The following is a 19,787-nucleotide window of genomic DNA, read 5'->3' on the forward strand; positions in this document are numbered from 1 at the left end:
GCGGGCGCTCCGGATGACGGCAAAGCCTGATTATAGGCACCGCTCGGGTGCGCTGTCAGTCGTCCTGAAACTCGCCGTCAACATAAAACCAGCGTCCGTTTTGGCGGCGGAAGCGGCTTCGCTCGCGAATCTGCCCGGCGCGACCGCCGCTGCGATAGCGCGCGATGAAGGACACCGTGCCCGCATCGCCATCGGTTGGCGGGGCGGAAGCGATTGTGAGCCCGAGCCAGCGCATGGGGGGCTCATCGTCCAGGCTGAGGCTGTCGGGGCGGGTGTCCGGGTGCCAGCTGGCGAGCAGGTAGCTCGTGTCGCCGCGCGTGAAAGCCGTGTAGCGGCTACGCATCAGCGTCTCGGGCGTGTCGGCGGCCCGCGTACCCGCCAGGACCGGCCCGCAGCAGGCGTCGAAGGTGGCGGGACGCCCGCAGGGGCAGGGGGTGGGCTTTTTCTTCATGGCGCGGGCCGGGCGAAATGGCGAGCGCGTCAGTCTGCCAGAATCTCCCGCAGCACATAGGGCAGGATGCCGCCGTGCTGGTAGTAGGCGACCTCCACCTCGGTGTCGATCCGCGACAGCAGGGGCACTTCGTCGGTGCCGCCCGCGGCGCGATGAATGCGCAGCGTGATGGTCTGGCGGGGGGCCAGCGCGTCGGTGACGCCGAGGATGTCGAATCGGTCGTCCGCACCGATCTTGAGCGATTGCCAGCTCGCGCCATCAGTGAATTGCAAGGGCAGCACACCCATGCCGACCAGGTTGGAGCGATGGATGCGCTCGAAGCTTTGCGCCACCACCGCGCGCACGCCCAGCAGTTGCGTGCCTTTGGCGGCCCAGTCGCGCGAGGAGCCGGTGCCGTATTCCTCGCCGGCGAAGATCACCGTTGGCGTGCCGGCTTTCATGTAGCGCTCGGCGGCATCGAAGACCGTGGTCTGTTCGCCGTCGAAGAGCGTGAAGCCGCCTTCGATCCGCCCACCGTCGGCGTCGGCGGGCAGCATCAGGTTCTTGATGCGTACGTTGGCGAAAGTGCCGCGCATCATCACGTCATGGTTGCCGCGGCGCGAGCCATAGGAGTTGAAGTCGGCGCGCTCGACGCCGTGCGCGCGCAGCCACTGACCGGCCGGCGTCGGCTCGCCGAAGGCGCCGGCGGGCGAGATGTGGTCGGTGGTGACCGAGTTGCCGAGCAGCATCAGGGCGCGGGCGCCGGTGATGTCGGTGAGCGGCGGGGGGGTCATGTCGAAGCCCTCGAAGAAGGGCGGCTGGGCGATGTAGGTGGACTCGGGCCAGGCATAGACATCGCCGGTCGGGGCGGGGATGTCGGTCCATAGATCGACGTCGCCGGAGAAGTTGGCATAGCGCTTGCGGAAGGTGGCCGGATCGAGCGCAAAGGGCAGCACGGTGTTGATCTCGTCCGAGGTTGGCCAGAGGTCTTTGAGGAATACGGCGCTGCCGTCGGCTGCGGTGCCCAGCGCCTCGGAGGTGAGGTCGATGTTGGCGCGCCCGGCCAATGCATAGGCCACGACCAGCGGCGGCGAGGCGAGGTAGTTGGCGCGGATGTTGGGGTGAATGCGTGCTTCGAAATTGCGGTTGCCCGAGAGCACCGCGGCGGCCACCACGTCGTGCTCGGCGATGGCGGCGTTCAGCTCTGGCGCCAGGTCGCCCGAGTTGCCGATGCAGGTGGTGCAGCCGTAGCCGGCCAGGGCAAAGCCGAGTTCGGCCAGCGGTTCGATCAGGCCGGCGCGGGTGAGGTAGTCGGTCACCACGCGCGAGCCCGGTGCCAGCGAGGTCTTGATATGCGGCTTGACGCGCAGGCCGCGCGCCACCGCTTTTTGCGCCAGCAGACCGGCAGCGATCATCACCGCCGGGTTGGAGGTGTTGGTGCAGGAGGTGATGGCGGCGATGAGGATGTCGCCATGGCCCAGATCGACGCCGGGCAGGGCGGTCGGGTAGCGTTTGGCCAGCGCCTCTGCGCTGCGGTTGAAGCCGTTTTCGGCGGCCGGGGCAACAAACAGTGCGTCGAAGCGCTCGCGCATGGCGGGCATGGCGATGCGGTCTTGCGGGCGCTTGGGGCCGGCGAGCGAGGGGACGATGCTGGCCAGATCGAGGTGCAGGGCGCGGGTGTAGTCGATGTCGCCATGGCCGGGAATGCCGAACATGCCCTGCGCGCGGAAGTAGGCTTCGAACAGTTCGCAGTCGTCGTCGCTGCGACCGGTCTTGCGCATGTAGTCGACGGTCTTTTCGTCCACCGGGAAGAAGCCCATCGTGGCGCCATACTCGGGTGCCATGTTGGCGATGGTGGCGCGGTCGGTGACCGACAGGCTGGCGGTGCCCTCGCCGAAGAACTCTACGAACTTGCCGACCACTTTTTCGCGCCGCAGCATTTCAGTGACGGTCAGCACCAGGTCGGTGGCGGTGGTGCCCTCGGGCAGCGCGCCGGTCAGTTCGACCCCGATCACGTCCGGGGTGAGGATGTACACCGGCTGGCCCAGCATGGCGGCTTCAGCCTCGATGCCGCCCACGCCCCAGCCGACCACGCCGACGCCGTTGATCATGGTGGTGTGCGAGTCGGTGCCGACCAGGGTGTCGGGGTAATACAGGTCGTCACCGCTGGAGCGCACGCCGTGGAAGAGATGCTCCAGATTGACCTGATGCACGATGCCGATCCCCGGCGGCACCACCTTGAACGTATCGAAGGCCTGCATGCCCCACTTCATGAACTGGTAGCGCTCGGCGTTGCGCTCGAACTCCTTGTCCATGTTCTGGCGCAGGGCGGTGGGGGTGCCGTAGTAGTCGACCTGGACCGAGTGGTCGACCACCAGATCGACCGGCACCATGGGTTCGATGCGCTTGGGTGGCTTGCCCATGGCCTCGGCGACATTGCGCATGGCGGCCAGGTCGACCAGCAGGGGCACGCCGGTGAAGTCCTGCAGCACCACGCGAGCGACCACAAACGGGATCTCGTCGGTGCGCTCGGCAGTGGCCTGCCAGTTGACGAGGTGTTGCACATGCTCCGACGTGATCCGTTTCCCGTCGCAGTGGCGCAGCACCGCTTCGAGCACGATGCGGATCGAGACGGGGAGTCGATCGACCGGGCCCAGGGCACGAATGTCGTGGAACCGGGCCGTCTGGCCGGATGGGGTGGTAAAGCGCGAGAGGGTGTTGGGCAGCGGCGTGGCCATGACGGACTCCGATCGGTTGGCGGATGCAGCATTGGAGCAAGTCGGACCCGCGATACGCCCCGGTGTTCCCGCAGGCGTTACGCCGGCGCGGCAAGCGCGCTACAATTGCTGCAGGTGCGTAAGCGTGCCGTAAGTCGCTTCGTCCAAACTGAGTCTTATAAAAGATATATAATTCGATCGTTTGCCCCAAGGTCGTTTCTTGGGGCTCCCTGCCACTGTGTTACAGGAAGGATATCGCCGTGCTACAAGCCTACCGTCAGCATGCCGCCGAGCGCGAAGCGCTTGGCATTCCCGCTCTGCCGCTGGACAAGCAGCAGACCGAAGAACTGGTTCAACTGCTTCAGAACCCGCCCGCCGGCGAAGAAGCGTTCCTGGTTGAGCTCCTGACCTACCGCGTTCCTGCCGGTGTGGATGACGCAGCCAAGGTCAAGGCCGAGTTCCTGGCCCAGGTCGCCAAGGGCGAGCTCGCCTGTGGCCTGATTTCGCGCGCCAAGGCCGTCGAACTGCTGGGCACCATGCTCGGCGGTTTCAACATCAAGCCGATGATCGACGTGCTCGACGATGCAGACGTCGGTGGCATCGCCGCAGAGGGCCTGAAAAAGACCCTGCTGATGTTCGATTACTTCCATGACGTCAAGGAGCTGGCCGAGAAGGGCAGCGCCAACGCCAAGGCCGTGATGCAGTCCTGGGCCGACGCCGAGTGGTTCACCAGCCGCCCGGAAGTGCCGGCCTCGATGAAGATCACCGTATTCAAGGTCACCGGCGAAACCAACACCGACGACCTGTCGCCGGCGCCGGACGCCTGGTCCCGCCCCGACATCCCGCTGCACGCGCTGGCCATGCTGAAGAACCCGCGCGAAGGCATCACGCCGGAAGAAGCCGGTGTACGCGGCCCGGTCAAGTTCATCGAAGACATGCGCGCCAAGGGCAACCTGGTCGCCTATGTCGGTGACGTGGTCGGTACCGGTTCGTCCCGCAAGTCCGCCACCAACTCGGTGCTGTGGTTCACCGGCGAAGACATCCCCTTCGTGCCGAACAAGCGTTTCGGAGGTGTGTGCCTCGGCTCCAAGATCGCCCCGATCTTCTTCAACACCATGGAAGACGCTGGCGCGCTGCCGATCGAAATCGATTGCGGCGAAATGAACATGGGCGACGAGGTCGAGCTCAAGGTTGACCAGGCCACGGCCAAGGTCACCGCCTTCAAGAACGGCACGCAAATCGCCGAATCGCAGCTCAAGACCGCGGTCATCCTCGACGAAGTGCGCGCCGGTGGCCGTATTCCGTTGATCATCGGTCGTGGCCTCACCGCCAAGGCACGCGAAGCGCTGGGCCTGCCGGCTTCCAAGCTGTTCCGTCTGCCGCAAGATCCGGCCGATTCCGGCAAGGGTTTCTCGCTGGGCCAGAAGATGGTTGGCCGCGCATGTGGCCTGCCGGAAGGCCAGGGCGTGCGTCCCGGTACTTACTGCGAGCCGAAGATGACCACCGTCGGCTCCCAGGACACCACCGGCCCGATGACTCGCGACGAGCTCAAAGACCTCGCCTGCCTGGGCTTCTCGGCGGATCTGGTGATGCAGTCCTTCTGCCACACCTCGGCCTACCCGAAGCTGGTCGACGTCAAGACCCACCGTGAACTGCCGAGCTTCATGTCCACCCGTGGCGGCGTCTCGCTGCGTCCGGGTGACGGCGTGATCCACTCCTGGCTCAACCGTCTGCTGCTGCCCGACACCGTCGGTACCGGTGGCGACTCGCACACCCGTTTCCCGATCGGAATTTCCTTCCCGGCCGGTTCCGGTCTGGTGGCCTTCGCGGCTGCCACCGGCGTGATGCCGCTGGACATGCCCGAATCCGTGCTGGTGCGCTTCAAGGGCGAGCTGCAGCCGGGCGTCACCCTGCGTGACCTGGTCAGCGCGATCCCGCTGTACGCCATCCGCCAGGGTCTGCTGACGGTTGAGAAGAAGGGCAAGAAGAACATCTTCTCTGGCCGCATCCTCGAAATCGAAGGCTTGCCGAACCTCAAGGTCGAGCAGGCATTCGAGCTGACCGACGCCTCCGCCGAGCGCTCCGCCGCCGGTTGCACGGTGCACCTCGACAAGGCGCCGATCGTCGAGTACATGAACTCGAACATCACGCTGATGAAGTGGATGATCGCCAACGGCTACGAAGATGCCCGCACGCTCAAGCGTCGCATCGCCTCGATGGAAGACTGGATCGCCAACGGCGAACTGCTGTCGGGCGACGCCGATGCCGAATACGCTGCCGTGATCGACATCGATCTGGCCGACATCACCGAGCCGATCGTGGCCTGCCCGAACGACCCGGACGACGTCAAGCTGCTGTCGGAAGTGTCCGGCACCAAGATCGACGAAGTGTTCATCGGTTCGTGCATGACCAACATCGGTCACTTCCGTGCTGCGGCCAAAGTGCTCGAAGGCAAGTCGGACATCCCGACCCGCCTGTGGGTGGCCCCGCCGACCAAGATGGACGCCATGATCCTGACCGAGGAAGGTTACTACTCCACCCTCGGCAAGACCGGTGCGCGCATGGAGCCCCCGGGCTGCTCGCTGTGCATGGGTAACCAGGCGCAGATCCGCAAGGGCTCGACCGCCATCTCGACCTCGACGCGTAACTTCCCGAACCGTCTGGGTATCGACACTCAGGTCTTCCTCGGTTCCGCCGAGCTGGCCGCGGTGTGCGCCCTGACCGGCAAGATCCCGACCCCGTCGGAGTATATGGCCCAGGTCGAGTCGCTCAAGGCCCAGGCCGGCGAAGTGTATCGCTACATGAACTTCGACCAGATCGAAGCCTTCCAGGAAGTGGCCGATACGGTTGATGCCTGAACCGCAAGCCTGATCAGGTCAGCTTCGGCTGACCTGTAGCAACACCAAAAACGCCACCGGCAGGGAACTGCGGGTGGCGTTTTTTTATGATGCGCGCGGCGAGGCTTTCTGGCGCGGTTTGAAGAAAGTGAGCCGGCCGGACACGCACGAGGCGCTCCCCGTCAGGCCGGCTCGAAAGTCGGTGTTGTCGGCGCGACTGCGTCGCGCCGACGTGTTGCTAGTGTGTTGGACTTAGTGCGAGCGGGGTGCGGTCAGCACCTCGGGGCGCAGCGCGTCGTCGAGTTCTGCCTGCGTCATCAGTCCTTTTTCGAGCACCAGTTCGGCCACGCTGCGTCCGCTGCGCAGTGCTTCACGCGCCGCCCAGGTGGAGTGCTCGTAACCGATGTGCGGGTTCAGCGCGGTGGCCAGGCCAGCCGAGCAGCGCACGCGTTCGGCGAGCATCTCGACGTTGGCGGTAATGCCGACCACGCAGTTGTCGGTCAGCGTGCGGCAGCCGGCGGCCAGGTGCTCGATGCTCTTGAACAGCGAGTGGGCAATGATCGGCTCGAAGGCATTGAGCTGGAGCTGACCGGCTTCCGAAGCCATGGTGATGGTCATGTCGTTGCCGATGACCTCGTAGGCGATCTGATTGACCACTTCGGGGATGATCGGGTTGACCTTGCCCGGCATGATGGACGAGCCGGCGGCGCGCTCGGGCAGGTTGATTTCGTTGAAGCCGGCCTGCGGGCCGGACGACAGCAGGCGCAGGTCGTTGCAGACTTTCGACAGCTTGCAGGCCACGCGCTTTAGCACGCCGGAGAGCTGTACAAACGAGCCGGTGTCCTGCGTGGCTTCGATGAGGTTGTGGGCGGGCACCAGACGCACGCCGGAGAACTCGGACAGCAGCTCGGTGGCGAGCTTGGCGTAGCGGATGTCGGTGTTGATGCCGGTGCCAATCGCGGTGGCGCCGAGGTTGACCTCCTGGATCAGCGCAATCGCTTCCTGCAGGCGGGCCATGTCTTCCTGCACCATGATGGCGTAGGTCATGAACTCCTGACCCAGCGTCATCGGCACGGCGTCTTGCAGCTGGGTGCGACCCATCTTCAACACGGTCGAAAACTCGGTTGCCTTGGCCGAGAAGGCGTCATGCAGCGCAGCCATGGCGCTCAACAGATCCTGGATGGCAAAGACAATCGCGAGCTTCAGCGTCGTCGGATAGACGTCATTGGTGCTCTGCGACATGTTGACATGGTTGAGCGGGTGCAAGGCGGCGTAGTCGCCCTTGGCCTTGCCCAGCTTCTCGAGCGCCAGGTTGGCGATCACTTCGTTGGCGTTCATGTTGGTCGAGGTGCCGGCACCGCCCTGGATGACGTCAACCACGAACTGGTCGTGCAGCTTGCCGTCTTCGATGTCGCGGCAGGCGGCGATGATGGCGTCTGCGTGTTGCGGGTCGAGATGGCCGAGCTGGCAGTTGGCGACTGTGGCAGCGCGCTTAACCAGGGCCAGCGCCTTGACGAGCTCGGGGTAGGAGCTGATGTGGCGGCCGGTGATCTGGTAGTTTTCGATGGCGCGCAGGGTGTGGATGCCCCAGTAGACGTCATTGGGGACGTCACGGTCGCCAAGCAGGTCGTGTTCAGTGCGGGTGGTGTTTGACATGGTGTGGTGTGCCGAGTGGTGGAGCGGCACATTCTGCGCACTTCGCGACAGGGAGTTGATGCTGATTGCGAATTCGCTATGCCGGCGATGCATGGGGCGCCGGGTCATCCGGCTTGCAGGCCGCCCAGATGCGCTCGACCTCACCGCGCGCAGGTTCGGATTGCCGGAACAGGGTGATCGTCAGCGGCGCGGTGTGTGCGTCGGCACCGGCCTGAACGAGCAGCCCGGCGGCCAGTTCGTCACGCACGGCGAGCTCGGGAATCCACGCGATGCCGGCGCCAGCCAATGCGCCGCGCTTGAGCACATCGGACATCGAGCATTCGTAACTGAACTCGAGTTGCTTGCTCAGATCTTCGCGCTCGATTACCGCCGCGGTCACCCGGCCGAGGTAGCTGTTGCTCGAATAGCACAGGTAGGGCAGGGTCGCGCCGGTGCGCAGATCGTGCCGGGCGCGCCCCTTGTCGTCCGGTGCGCTGACCGGAATCAGGCGCTCCGACGCCAGGACGGCCGACGGGTAGCGGGCGATCTCGGTGAGGCTGGGAAAGGCGGGGCTGCTGTACGAGAGCATCAATTCGCAGGAGCCGGAGATCAGGGCTTCGACGCAGCCGGCGACGTGGTCGGCGATCACCCGTGCCCGGACCGCGCCGATCTGCGCCTGTAATCCGGCATGCCAGTCGCCAAAGAAGCTCACGGCGATGGTGTGCGAGGCGGCAATCGAGACGACTTCGCCGGCGCGGGGCACCAGTCCCTGGGCTTCTTCGCGTCCGACGCGCAGTACGTCGAGCACCTCTTGCGCGGTTTTGCGGAAGGCCTCGCCTGCCTGGGTGAGCCCCACGGGGAAGAGACTGCGGTCGATCAGCACGGCGCCGACCCAATACTCCAGGTTGCGGATGCGGCGGCTGAAGGCGGGCTGCGTGACGTTGCGCAACTCTGCCGCGCGCGAGAAGTTGCGCGTCACCGACAAGGTGAGGAAGTCCTCCAGCCAGTTCATTTCCATGCGGATCTCCCGGGGGGTGCGCAGTTCGATAGGGAGCAGATTACACCGTGTGAATCCGCGGGTGGGCGCACCCATGCAAATTCAGCATGGCGCATCGAAAAGAAGAATTGGGCAAGGGCGGCGAGGCGCCGTATAACCACTCCTACCGGCAGATCGGCAACATGGTGCGACTGCCCCACAAGAAGAAGGCGCCGCAAGTCGTCGCGCCGTTCGACAACAGACAGTGTTCGCCACGCTCGGGTGAGCAGATCAGGAGACAAGGATGACAAAACCAAACACGCCAGCAGCACGCGGCCCATTCGCGTTCTGGACCGGCATGCAGTTGTGGAAGCAGATCTTCATCGCGCTGGTCGCGGGTCTGATTATCGGTGTCTTGCTGAACCAGACGGGCAATGCGGATATCGCCAAGAGCGTCAAGCCCTTGGGTGATCTGTTCATTCGCGGCATCAAGATGCTGATCGTGCCGCTGATCTTCGTGTCTCTGGTGACCGGGGTGGCCTCGCTGCAGAACCTCTCCACCATGGGCCGGCTCAGTCTCAAGACCGTGGTGCTTTATCTGGGCACAACCGCCGTGGCAATCACCATTGGCCTCGCATTGGCCGTGGTGTTTGAGCCGGGCGTGGGTGTCGATCTGGGGTCCGCCAAGGCAGTGGCAGCCAAGGAGGCGCCGAGCCTGGTCAACATCCTCATCGGTATCGTACCGACCAACCCGATCGAAGCCTTTGCCACCGGCAACGTGCTGCAGATCATCGTGTTTGCGATCCTGTTCGGTCTGTCCATCACCCTGGCGGGCGACGCAGCCAAGCCGGTGCGCGTGTTTTTCGAATCCGCTGCAGAGGTCATCTACAAGCTGACCTCGGTGGTCATTTCCTTCGCGCCCTATGGTGTGTTTGCGCTGATGATCTGGGTGGCCGGCACTTACGGCATGGATGTGCTCGCCCCCTTGGCCAAAGTGATTGCCATGGTCTACCTCGGCTGCCTGGTCCATGCGGTGGTGGTGTATGGCGGCATGATTCGTGTGCTGGCGCGCCTGAATCCGGTGCGCTACTTCCAGGGCTGCATCGAGCCGGTGATGGTGGCTTTCACCAGCACCTCCAGCTCGGGCACCTTGCCAGTGAGCATGATGGCGGCAGAGCGCAATCTTGGCGTGCCGCGCAGCGTGTCGAGCTTTGTCCTGCCGCTGGGCGCGACCATCAACATGGACGGCACGGCGCTGTACCAAGGCGTGTGCGCGGTCTTTATCGCTCAGGCTTACGGCGTGGATCTGAACTCGGGTCAGTACCTGACCATCGTGCTGACCGCTACGCTGGCTTCCATCGGCACCGCCGGCGTGCCGGGTGCTGGCCTGATCATGCTGTCGCTGGTGCTCGCATCGGTCGGCCTGCCGCTCGAAGGCATCGCGATCATTGCCGGTATCGACCGCATTCTCGATATGGCTCGCACGGCACTGAACGTCGCTGGCGATACCGCGGTGAGCGTCACCGTGGCGCGCAGCGAAGGCCAGCTCGATCAGGCTGTGTACGACACTGCCCATGTACTGCGGGCGGATGATCTGAGCCCGACGGGTGTGGCACCGGCACCGGAGACCGCGCGCGCAGCCTCGTAAGAAAAAATCGGAAAGTTCGGTTGTTTCGTCAGGGCCGGTTGGTGTTTGTTTGATTTTTGATCGAACATGCCCAACCGGCCCTTGATCATCATGAATGGAATGAAGCCAGTGGCGAATCACGCATCTCTCGATCCCAAGAAACGACGTTTCGGCATTGTCGGTGGCCTGGGCGCGCTCGGTGGCGCCGACGTTTTGCTGAAGATGATTCGCACGGCGCAGCGCATGTCCAGCCTGTCCGGCACCGACATCGCCTTCGAGCAGCGGCATTTTGGCGAGGGCGCGATCGTGGCCGATGGCAACTACGATCCAACGCGTCGCAAGTTCTATGTCTACAACGCGCTCAAGGACATGGAAGCGCGCGGTATCGACACTGCCCTGGTGCCGTGTTTCCTGTCGCACACCTTCCTGCGCGAGATCACGCCCGAGGTCAATCTCCAGGTGGTCAGTGTGTTTGACGCCTTGCGCCGGCATGTCACCACCGAACTGAGTGGCGTGCGCAAGATCGGTGTGCTGACCTCCACCTTCCTCAAACGCGCCGGCATGTTCGAGCGTGAGATCGGCCCCTTTGCGCAGATCATTTATCCGGATGAAGAGACGCAGGTCAATACGGTCATGCAGGCCATCTACGGGCCAAACGGCGTGCGGGCCGGTCACCACGGCGGCGAGTGTCAGCACCTGCTGCTCGAAGCCTGCTTGCGACTGATCGATGCGGGGGCCGAAGTCATCGTCCCCGGCATGACCGAAATCCCGGTGCTCATCGATTCGCTGCGCCCGCTGGTGCCGGTGCCCTTGCTCGACTCCAATCTGCTGTATGCCGAGTACGCGCTGGGCATCGATGCCGCCACGCCGAGCCGGGAGTTCAAGCTCGGTGTGGTGGGTGGCGTTGGCCCGGCTGCGACGGTCGATTTCATGCGCAAGGTCGTCAAACTCACCGCCGCCGCCCGCGACCAGGACCACATCAAGATGGTCGTCGAACAGAATCCGCAGATTCCCGACCGCACCGCCAACCTGATCGGCAGCGGCGACGACCCCACCATTCCGCTGCTCGCCACCTGCATGCGGCTCAAGGCCGACGGCGCCGACGCGGTGGCCATCCCGTGCAACACCGCGCACGCCTATGTCGACCGGATCCAGCCGTATCTCGACATTCCCATCGTCAACATGTTGTCCGAAGTCGTGCGCCACATTCGCGAGACTCAGCCCGCCGTCACTCAGGTGGGCTTGCTCGCCACCTCGGGCACGGTGACCAGCGGCGTCTATAAAAGCGTGATCGAAGCCGCCGGGCTCAAGCAGGTGGTGCCGGACGACGCCATGCAGGCGCGGGTCATGGAATCCATCTACGGCGCCAACGGTGTCAAGGCTGGCTTCACGAACGGTGAGTGCACCGCACATCTGACCGATGCGATCACCCATCTGCAAGCGCGCGGCGCCGAAGTTATCGTGCTGGGCTGCACGGAGCTGCCGCTGATTGAACTGGACCAGACGGGTGAGTCGCGTCTTCCGTTGATCGACCCGACGGCTATTCTGGCTGGACGTTGCGTAGCGCTCGCTGCGGCAGCGCGCGAACGTCGTTCCGAGGCGATCGCGGCCGGGGCGGCGTAACGTGACGCACCCGGCATGGCGACATTGTCAGCGGCTCACTGCCAGTCGCTGACCGCCTTCACCTCCAGAAAATCCTCCAGGCCCCACACCCCGCCTTCGCGCCCGTTGCCTGACTGCTTGTAGCCGCCAAAGGGCGCGCCTGCGCCGAGCGGCTTGCCGTTGACCTCGACCATGCCGGCGCGCAGGGCGCTGGCGACGCGTTTTACGCGGGCCGGGTCTTGCGTTTGCAGATAGTGGGTGAGGCCGTAGGGGCTGTCGTTGGCGATGGCGATGGCGTCTTCTTCGGTATCGAAGGGGATAAGGCTGAGCACCGGGCCGAAGATTTCTTCACGGGCGATGGTCATGGTGTTGGTGACGTCGGCGAACACGGTTGGACGCACGAAGTAGCCGGTGTCGCGGCCTTCGGGTTTGCCGGGGCCCCCGGCGACGAGGCGGGCGCCTTCGTCGATGCCGGTCTGGATGAGGCGCTGGATCTTGTCGAACTGGGCGGCGGAGACGACCGGGCCGATGTGCGGGCCTTCGTTCGCGGCGAGGTCGACCGCCGTGCTTTGGGCAACCTGTGCGGCGGTGGCGACGGCTTGATCGTAAATGGACCGCTCGACCAGCATGCGCGTCGGCGCGTTGCAGGACTGCCCCGAGTTGCCGAAGCAGCGGCGCACACCGCGCACCACCGCCTTTTCATCCGCATCGGCAAAGATCAGATTGGCGCCCTTGCCGCCGAGTTCCAGGCTGACGCGCTTGACGGTGTCGGCGGCGTTTTTGGAGATGGCGACGCCGGCGCGGGTCGAGCCAGTGAAGGAGATCATGTCCACCTCCGGGTGGCCCGACAGCTGCGTGCCGACGCCGGGGCCGTCACCATTGACCAGATTGAACACGCCCGCCGGAAAGCCGGCCGCATCGATCATGTCGGCAAACAGCATCGATGACAGCGGGGCAATTTCCGAAGGCTTGAGCACCACGGTGCAGCCGGTGGCGAGCGCGGGGATGACCTTGAGCGTGACCTGGTTCATCGGCCAGTTCCACGGCGTGATCAGACCGCAGACGCCAATCGGCTCGTAGCGGATGCGGGTGCTCGGCGCGTGCTCGCCGAGCGGCCGCTCGAAGGCGAAGCTGCGCGCGGCGCGCAGGAAGGTCTTGATATGGCCGGCGCCGGCGGCGCTCTGCGCCATTTTGGCGAGGTCGATCGGGGCGCCCATTTCGAGCGAGATGGTGGCGGCCATCTCGTCGGCGCGCTCGGTGTAGATGCGCAGCAGCGCGTCGATATAGCTCAGTCGCTCGTCCAGCGTCTTGTCGCGCCAGGCCGGGAAGGCGGCGCGGGCGGCGGCGACGGCGGCATCGGTGTCGGCCTGGTCGCCGAGCGAGATGACGGCGCAGGCCTGCTCGGTGCTCGGGTTGATGACCTCGAGATCCTTGGCGTGCTTGGGAGCGACCCATTGGCCGTTGATATAGAACTGGCGCTTTTCGAGCATGGACGGACTCTCTGTGTTCGGGGTGATGTCCGAATGATGCCTGTTTTCGCGTTTTGCTGCGGCGGGCGCAAAGCGCCGCTCGGTGCGCGGCGTGCGACATGAAAGAGGCCACCCGACGCTGGGTGGCCTTTGTTTGGCGAGTGCGCGTTACAGCGCCTGGCGCTGGATGAAACGGGCTTCCTGCGTGCGTCCGCCGAAGCCCCAGGCGTCGGCGCGCACATCGTCGATGACGATGTAGCTGGTCGGGGCGCAGTCCGGGAGTAGCGCGGCGAGGTCGTTGAACACGCGCTGCACGTAGCTCGCCTTCTGCGCCTTGGTGTTGGTGCCTTCGGTGATCTTGATGTCGAGATGAAAGGCGCCGCGACCGCTGTGTGCGAGGGCGACGCCGCCGATTCGCCAGTGTCGCGGATCGACAAATTCGACGCGGATGGCGGTGACCTCGGGTTTTTTGCCGAGCAGCGTGGTGGTGTGTTCGAGCAGCACGGCACTGGCCTTTTCGGCGAGCGTGTCCGATGCCGCTGCGGCGAGGCGCAGGTGCAGATAAGGCATGTTGCGGTCTCCGTTAAACCCGCCCCGGGTGGGGCGGGCAGGGGGGCTCAGGCGTTGAGGCCTTCGGCTTCGCGCGCGGCCTGAATACTCGGACGGGCGGCAACGCGTTCCAGGAATGCGGTGATCGCCGGCCAGCGATGGACATCCACATCGACGAACTGCCCCCAGCCGAGCACGGTGTAGAGGTAGCCGTCGGCGACGGTGAATTGATTGCCGGTCAGATAGTCCTGGCCTTCGAGTCGCTTGGCGATGCTGCCGATGCGGTTGGCCAGATGGGTTTTGGCAGCGGTTTTGGTGGCTTCCGGCGTGTCGGGCTTGAACAGCGGCGAGAAGCCTTTGTGGATTTCGGAGTTGATCAGGCCGAGCACCGACTGCAGCTGGTAGCGCGCGATGGTGCCGTTTGCCGGGGCAAGACCGCTGTCGGGCGCCTGGTCGGCGATGTACTGCACGATGGCCGGGCCTTCGGTGAGGATGGTGCCGTCGTCGAGTTCAAGTGCCGGCACATAGCCGTTGGGGCTGATGGCCAGGTAGTCGCGGCCGTCAGCGGTTTTCTTGGTCTTGAGGTCGACACGCACCAGCTCGAAGGGCAGGCCCGCTTCGCGCAGGGCGATGTGCGGGGAGTGGGAGCAGGTGCCAGGGGCGAAATAGAGCTTCATGGGGGTTCTCCGTGGGTGGGGGTGGGGCGTTTTATGCGGTCTGACCGAGGTGGGGTAGTTGGATTTGGCGGGAGTTGTCGAGCGCGAAGGCGCCGCTGCCGAGCAGGGCTTGAGCCAGCGCGGCGATGACCAGATAGACAGGGTATTCCCATCCTCCGTTCGGTGCGCTGAACACCCAGCCGTTGCCGGCGTGAACACTGGCGGCGCCGATCAGAACCGGCAACAGGGCGAGGCTCACCCACCGGGTCTTCAGGCCGGCAACCAGCGCGATACCGCCGAGGAGTTCGACCGGGGTGACCACATAGGCCAGCACGCCTGGCAGGCCGACCGACTCGAAGAAGCCGGCCGTGCCCGGGAGGGTGTAGACCAGAAGTTTGAGCAAGGCGTGGGCGATGAACATCACGCCCAGCGTGACGCGTAGCAGGGCGATGCCCAGTTCGGTGGTATTGGTTTGGGTTTGCATGACAGGCTCCGTGGGTTGGGGATGCGATGAACTGAAGTCTATCCATCCCTTGATATTGGATAAACTGGCTAACCATCAAATCACTGTTGCAGAAATTGGGATAGTCGAATGGATCGAATCGAGGCGATGCGGGTGTTCTGTGCGGTGGTCGAGGCCGGCGGGTTCGCCGCTGCAGCCACGCAGTTGGGGGTGTCCACGTCGGCGGTGTCGCGGCATGTGGCGCAACTTGAAACGCATTTGAATGTGCGCCTGCTCAATCGCACGACGCGCAAGGTGAGCGCGACCGATGCCGGGCAGGCTTACTTTGAGCGTTGCGTGCAATTGCTGATCGATCTCGACGAGACGGAGGCCGCGGTGGCTGGCGAGGCGCATCGGCCAACCGGACGATTGCGATTGTCCGCGCCGATTGCGCTGTCGATTCATCGTCTGGCGCCGGCCTTGGCGGCGTTTCAGCAACGCTACCCCGAGGTAACGCTGGATGTGGCTTTGTCGGACAACGTGGCGGACTTCGTCGACGAAGGTCTGGATCTGGCGATCCGGGCCGGGCGACTGGGGAGCGACAATCTGGTGGCCCGGCGGATCGACACAGCGCGCCTGGTGTTGGCGGCGTCGCCGGCGTATCTGAAAACGCATGGCGTGCCGATGCACCCCGAGGCGCTGGCTGATCACAACTGTCTGGGTTACAGCTACGCCGCCACCGGCAACTTGTGGCAGTTCGAAGGCGCGCAGGGCGAGACCTGTGCGGTGCGTATCAATGGGGCGGTGCGCGCCAACAACGGCATGTTGCTCGCCGAGATGGCGGCCTGTGGTGACGGCATCGTGCATGTGCCCGATTTTCTGGCGAGGCCCTTGCTCGATAGCGGTCGGCTGGAGGCCTTGCTGCCCGAGTGGTCGTACCGCGAGTTGCCGATCCATGCGGTGTATCCGAGCCGGCGCTATTTGTCCGCCAAGGTGCAGGCGCTGGTGAGTTTTCTGACCGACTGGTTTGCCACGGGCGACGCAACATAGAGGTGTCGGTTATCACGGATGCCCTGCGCGTTAACTGTGGATGCTCACAATGTCGCGCCTGCTGCAGTGCGCCAATACTGTGTCACGCGAATCGAATTTCCGTTGCATGACGAATCAGGAGAAGCCGCATGGATAGCATTGAAGTCCGTCAGGATGGCCACATCGGCATCATCACGCTCGACAATCCAAAGAAGCTCAACGCGCTCAGCCATGCCTTGGTGACGTCTCTCATCCATGCGCTGAACCAGTTTGCCGAGCGCGATGTGCGGGTGGTCATTCTCCGTGCGCAGCCGGGAGTCAAGGTGTGGTCGGCCGGCCACGACGTAGGCGAACTGCCGGAAGGCCGGCGTGATCCGCTGGGCTGGGATGACCCGCTGCGCAATCTGGTGCGCAGCATCGAGAGTCATCCGACGCCGGTGATCGCGATGATCGAAGGCACGGTCTGGGGTGGGGCGGTCGAGTTGGTGCTGGCTTGCGATATCATCATCGCGGTGCCGGAATCGACCTTTGCCGTCACGCCGGCGCGCCTTGGCGTGCCTTATAACGTGAGCGGCATGATGACCTTCATGAGCGCCGCCAGCCTGCGCATCGTCAAGGAGCTGGCCTTCACCGCTGCGCCGGTCGACGCGGTGCGTGCCGAGCGGGTGGGCATGATCAACCATGTGGTGGCGAGCGACGAACTCGAGGCCTTCACCCTGGCAATGGCCGCCACCATCGCTGATAACGCACCGATGAGCATCCGGGTGATGAAGGAGCAGTTACGGGTGCTCGCCGGCGCCAAGCCGGTCAGCCCCCGCGGCTTCGAAAAAGTGCAGGGGCTGCGGCGCGTGGTGTATGACAGCTACGACTACGCCGAGGGCATCCGTGCGTTCAAGGAAAAACGCCGTCCGGCGTTTCTCGGGCGCTGACGGGCGCGCCGGCGGCCGGGGGGTGAGGGCCGGCCGTCGGCGCGTTCTGTCAGCCATCAGCCGTTGCTGGGAAAGGCGAACTGTGCCTTGCCGACGGTATCGACCGCCCAGCGCTGGGTCAGTGTTTTGCGCCGGGTGTAGAAGCGGATCGCATCCGGGCCGTAGGCGCACAGGTCGCCAAACAGCGAGCGCTTCCAGCCACCGAAGCTCTGGCAGGCGACCGGCACCGGCAGTGGCACGTTGACGCCCACCATGCCGACCTGAACCGCGTCGCTGAAGTAGCGCGCGGCGGCGCCGTCGCGGGTGAAGATGCAGGTGCCGTTTCCGAATTCGTGCGCGTTGGTCAGGGCGATGCCCTCTTCCAGCGTGCTGACCCGAACCACGATGAGCACCGGGCCGAAGATCTCTTCGCGGTAGATGGTCATCTCGGGCGTGACGCGGTCGAACAGCGTGCCGCCGACAAAGAAGCCTTCTTCAGCGCCAGCGACTTTCAGGCCGCGCCCGTCCACCACCAGATCAGCGCCCTCGGCGGCACCGGTGTCGATATAACCGACCACCTTGTCGCGATGCGCGGCGGTGACCAGCGGGCCCATGTCGAGCCCACGGGTGCTGCCGTTGCCGATGTTCAGTTCGCGCACCTTGGGCGCCAGTTTGGCGACCAGCGCGTCGGCCACCGCGTCACCCACCGCAACGACCACCGAGATCGCCATGCAGCGCTCGCCGCAGGAGCCGTAGGCCGCGCCCATCAAGGCGTTGGTGGCGGCGTCGAGATCGGCGTCGGGCATCACGATGGCGTGATTCTTGGCGCCACCGAGCGCCTGGATGCGCTTGCCGTGGGCGGTGCCGGTGGCGTAGATATATTCGGCAATCGGTGTCGAGCCGACAAAGCTGACCGCCTGCACGCGCGGGTCGGTCAGCAGGGTGTCGACTGCTTCCTTGTCGCCATTGACCACGTTGAACACGCCCGGCGGCAGGCCGGCTTCGGTGAGCAGTTCGGCGAGGATCATCGACGCCGACGGGTCTTTTTCGCTCGGCTTGAGCACAAAGGTGTTACCGCAGGCGATGGCCATGGGGAACATCCACATGGGCACCATGGCGGGAAAGTTGAAGGGCGTGATGCCGGCCACCACGCCGAGCGGCGGAAATTCGGACCACGAGTCGATGTCCGGGCCTACATCACGCGAGTGCTCGCCCTTGAGCAGTTCGGGCGCGCCGCAGGCGTACTCGACCACTTCAATGCCGCGCGCCAGTTCGCCGTGGGCGTCTTCCCACACCTTGCCATGCTCTTCGACGATGGCGGCGACGATGCGGTCGGCGTGCTGTTCGAGCAGCGCCTTGAAGCGGAACAGCACACGCGCGCGCTTGAGCGGCGGCGTCTTGCGCCAGGCCGGGAAGGCCTCGGCGGCGGCCGCGATGGCCGATTCCACCGTGGCCTGGTTGGCCATGGCGACCTGTCGGGCCGGGCGGCCGAGGGCGGGGTTGAAGACGTCTTGCGGGCGATTGCGGTCAGCGATGCGTTCGCCGTTGATGTAGTGGCCGAGTGTGGGCATGGTCGGATTCCTGTGGTGTCGTGATCAGGCGGTGGTGGCGAGCGCCTGACGCACCGTGGTGAAAATGTGGGACAGCTCGTCCGGCGTGCTGTTGAGGAAGGGCGAGAGCTGCAGCGTGTCGCCGCCATTGCGAACGACCACGCCGGCCTCGAAGCATTTGAGGAACACCTCGTAACCCCGCGCGCCGGGGGCGCCCTCGCGTGGCGCCAGTTCGATGCCGCCCATCAGGCCGATGTTCCGGATGTCGACCACGTGCGGCGCGTCGCGCAGGGCGTGGATCGCTTCCTCAAACACCGGCTCCAGCGTGCGGGCGGTGGCAAAGGTGTTTTCCTCAGCATAGACATCCAGCGTCGCCAGCGCGGCGGCGGCGGCCAGCGGATGACCCGAGTAGGTGTAACCATGCAGGAATTCGATGGTCTGCGCCGGGCCTTGCATCAGCGCCTGGTAGATCGCCTCGCGCACCAGCACCGCGCCCATCGGCACCACGCCGTTGGTCAGGCCCTTGGCGGTGGTGATGATGTCGGGCGTGACGCCGAAGCGTTCGGCGGCAAAGGGGGCGCCCACGCGGCCGAAGGCGGTGATGACTTCGTCGAAAATCAGCAAGATGCCATGGCGGTCGCAGATGTCACGCAGGCGCTGCAGGTAGCCGATGGGCGGCACCAGAATGCCGGTCGAGCCGGCCACGGGCTCGACGATGAGGGCGGCGATGTTGCTCGCGTCGTGCAGCGCACAGAGGCGTTCCAGATCGTCTGCCAGGTGCACGCCCCAGCTCGGCTGGCCGCGTGTGAATGCCATGTCGGCCAGCGAGTGGGTGTGGCGGATATGGTCGACGCCCGGCAGCAAGGCGGCGCTGAACACCTTGCGGTTGCCGGGAATGCCACCCACTGACATGCCGCCGAAGTTCACCCCGTGGTAGCCGCGCTCGCGGCCGATCAGCCGGGTGCGATGCCCCTCGCCACGGGCGCGGTGATAGGCCAGCGCCAGCTTGAGTGCGGTGTCGGCGGACTCTGAACCCGAGTTGGTGAAGAAGCAGCGGGTGAAGCCTTCGGGCGCCATGTCGGTGAGCCGGGTGGCCAGCTCGAACACTTTGGGGTGCCCCATCTGAAAGCCCATGCCGTAGTCGAGTTCGGCCACTTGCGCTTGCACCGCGTCGACAATCTTTGGATGGCAGTGGCCGAGGCCCGAGGTCCACAGGCCGGAGAAACCGTCGAGCAATTCGCGGCCGTCGTCGGTGGTGTAGTAGTGGCCGCGGGCGCGGGTGATCATGCGCGGCGCCTGCTTGAAGGCGCGGTTCATGGTGAAGGGCATCCAGTAGGCGTCGAGCGGGTTCATGAAGGTC

General features: G+C 64.9%; 16 protein-coding genes. 6 read left to right on the forward strand and 10 right to left on the reverse strand.

Annotation, left to right across the window (positions count from 1 at the left end; genetic code table 11):
• Positions 1-55 precede the first annotated feature (55 nt).
• Together FHP89_RS07885 and acnA are read right to left on the reverse strand one after the other, a co-directional pair.
• A complete protein-coding gene (locus tag FHP89_RS07885) occupies positions 56-451 on the reverse strand; it encodes a YchJ family protein (RefSeq protein WP_144172837.1) in 396 nt (131 codons plus the stop codon).
• A gap of 29 nt (positions 452-480) precedes the next feature.
• The gene (gene acnA / locus FHP89_RS07890) at positions 481-3,168 is read right to left on the reverse strand and encodes an aconitate hydratase AcnA (RefSeq protein WP_144172839.1); all 2,688 of its coding nucleotides are present in this window, start codon (positions 3,166-3,168) and stop codon (positions 481-483) included.
• Between the two features lie 239 nt (positions 3,169-3,407).
• Between acnA and FHP89_RS07895 the strand changes: the two genes are divergently transcribed.
• The gene (locus FHP89_RS07895; RefSeq protein WP_144172841.1) at positions 3,408-6,005 is read left to right on the forward strand and encodes a bifunctional aconitate hydratase 2/2-methylisocitrate dehydratase; all 2,598 of its coding nucleotides are present in this window, start codon (positions 3,408-3,410) and stop codon (positions 6,003-6,005) included.
• A 231-nt stretch (positions 6,006-6,236) separates the two neighbouring features.
• On the opposite strand, the gene aspA is transcribed toward FHP89_RS07895, so the two are convergent.
• Positions 6,237-7,640, reverse strand: coding sequence for an aspartate ammonia-lyase (gene aspA, locus FHP89_RS07900; RefSeq protein ID WP_144172843.1), 1,404 nt, complete (start codon positions 7,638-7,640; stop codon positions 6,237-6,239).
• A 76-nt stretch (positions 7,641-7,716) separates the two neighbouring features.
• Positions 7,717-8,637 (reverse strand): LysR substrate-binding domain-containing protein, encoded by a 921-nt coding sequence (locus FHP89_RS07905; protein WP_186300173.1) that lies wholly within the window; start codon positions 8,635-8,637, stop codon positions 7,717-7,719.
• Between the two features lie 86 nt (positions 8,638-8,723).
• Here FHP89_RS07905 and FHP89_RS07910 point away from each other — a divergent pair, with 86 nt between their 5' ends.
• The 3 genes from FHP89_RS07910 (at position 8,724) to FHP89_RS07920 (ending at position 11,845) form a co-directional block, all read left to right on the forward strand.
• Positions 8,724-8,903, forward strand: coding sequence for a hypothetical protein (locus FHP89_RS07910; protein ID WP_144172847.1), 180 nt, complete (start codon positions 8,724-8,726; stop codon positions 8,901-8,903).
• Positions 8,900-10,243: a dicarboxylate/amino acid:cation symporter gene (locus FHP89_RS07915; RefSeq protein ID WP_222105340.1), complete on the forward strand. Its 1,344-nt coding sequence runs from the start codon at positions 8,900-8,902 to the stop codon at positions 10,241-10,243. Before FHP89_RS07910 ends, FHP89_RS07915 begins: the two co-directional genes overlap by 4 nt.
• A gap of 108 nt (positions 10,244-10,351) precedes the next feature.
• A complete protein-coding gene (locus FHP89_RS07920) occupies positions 10,352-11,845 on the forward strand; it encodes an amino acid racemase (RefSeq protein ID WP_260851517.1) in 1,494 nt (497 codons plus the stop codon).
• 35 nt (positions 11,846-11,880) lie between these two features.
• On the opposite strand, the gene FHP89_RS07925 is transcribed toward FHP89_RS07920, so the two are convergent.
• From FHP89_RS07925 to FHP89_RS07940, 4 genes are all read right to left on the reverse strand, one after another.
• On the reverse strand, positions 11,881-13,314 hold the full coding sequence (locus tag FHP89_RS07925) for an aldehyde dehydrogenase family protein (RefSeq protein WP_144172851.1): 1,434 nt from the start codon (positions 13,312-13,314) through the stop codon (positions 11,881-11,883).
• Positions 13,315-13,461: 147 nt separating this feature from the next.
• Positions 13,462-13,863 carry a tautomerase family protein gene (locus FHP89_RS07930; RefSeq protein WP_144172853.1) on the reverse strand — a complete coding sequence of 134 codons (402 nt, stop codon included), beginning with the start codon at positions 13,861-13,863 and terminating at the stop codon, positions 13,462-13,464.
• A gap of 47 nt (positions 13,864-13,910) precedes the next feature.
• Positions 13,911-14,519, reverse strand: a complete 609-nt coding sequence (gstA, locus tag FHP89_RS07935; RefSeq protein WP_144172855.1) for a glutathione transferase GstA — start codon at positions 14,517-14,519, stop codon at positions 13,911-13,913.
• A gap of 31 nt (positions 14,520-14,550) precedes the next feature.
• Complete coding sequence (locus tag FHP89_RS07940; protein ID WP_144172857.1) at positions 14,551-14,982, reverse strand: DoxX family protein; 432 nt, start codon at positions 14,980-14,982, stop codon at positions 14,551-14,553.
• Positions 14,983-15,090: 108 nt separating this feature from the next.
• Between FHP89_RS07940 and FHP89_RS07945 the strand changes: the two genes are divergently transcribed.
• Together FHP89_RS07945 and scpB are read left to right on the forward strand one after the other, a co-directional pair.
• Positions 15,091-15,990 carry a LysR family transcriptional regulator gene (locus FHP89_RS07945; RefSeq protein ID WP_144172860.1) on the forward strand — a complete coding sequence of 300 codons (900 nt, stop codon included), beginning with the start codon at positions 15,091-15,093 and terminating at the stop codon, positions 15,988-15,990.
• Between the two features lie 128 nt (positions 15,991-16,118).
• On the forward strand, positions 16,119-16,898 hold the full coding sequence (scpB, locus tag FHP89_RS07950) for a methylmalonyl-CoA decarboxylase (protein WP_144172862.1): 780 nt from the start codon (positions 16,119-16,121) through the stop codon (positions 16,896-16,898).
• A 56-nt stretch (positions 16,899-16,954) separates the two neighbouring features.
• Here scpB and FHP89_RS07955 read toward each other — a convergent pair whose 3' ends face one another.
• A complete protein-coding gene (locus FHP89_RS07955) occupies positions 16,955-18,448 on the reverse strand; it encodes a CoA-acylating methylmalonate-semialdehyde dehydrogenase (protein WP_144172864.1) in 1,494 nt (497 codons plus the stop codon).
• Between the two features lie 24 nt (positions 18,449-18,472).
• Complete coding sequence (locus FHP89_RS07960) at positions 18,473-19,780, reverse strand: aspartate aminotransferase family protein (protein ID WP_144172866.1); 1,308 nt, start codon at positions 19,778-19,780, stop codon at positions 18,473-18,475.
• Between the last annotated feature and the right edge of the window lie 7 nt (positions 19,781-19,787).

It is taken from the genome of Denitromonas ohlonensis (assembly GCF_007625205.1).
Taxonomy (GTDB): Bacteria; Pseudomonadota; Gammaproteobacteria; order Burkholderiales; family Rhodocyclaceae; genus Nitrogeniibacter; species Nitrogeniibacter ohlonensis.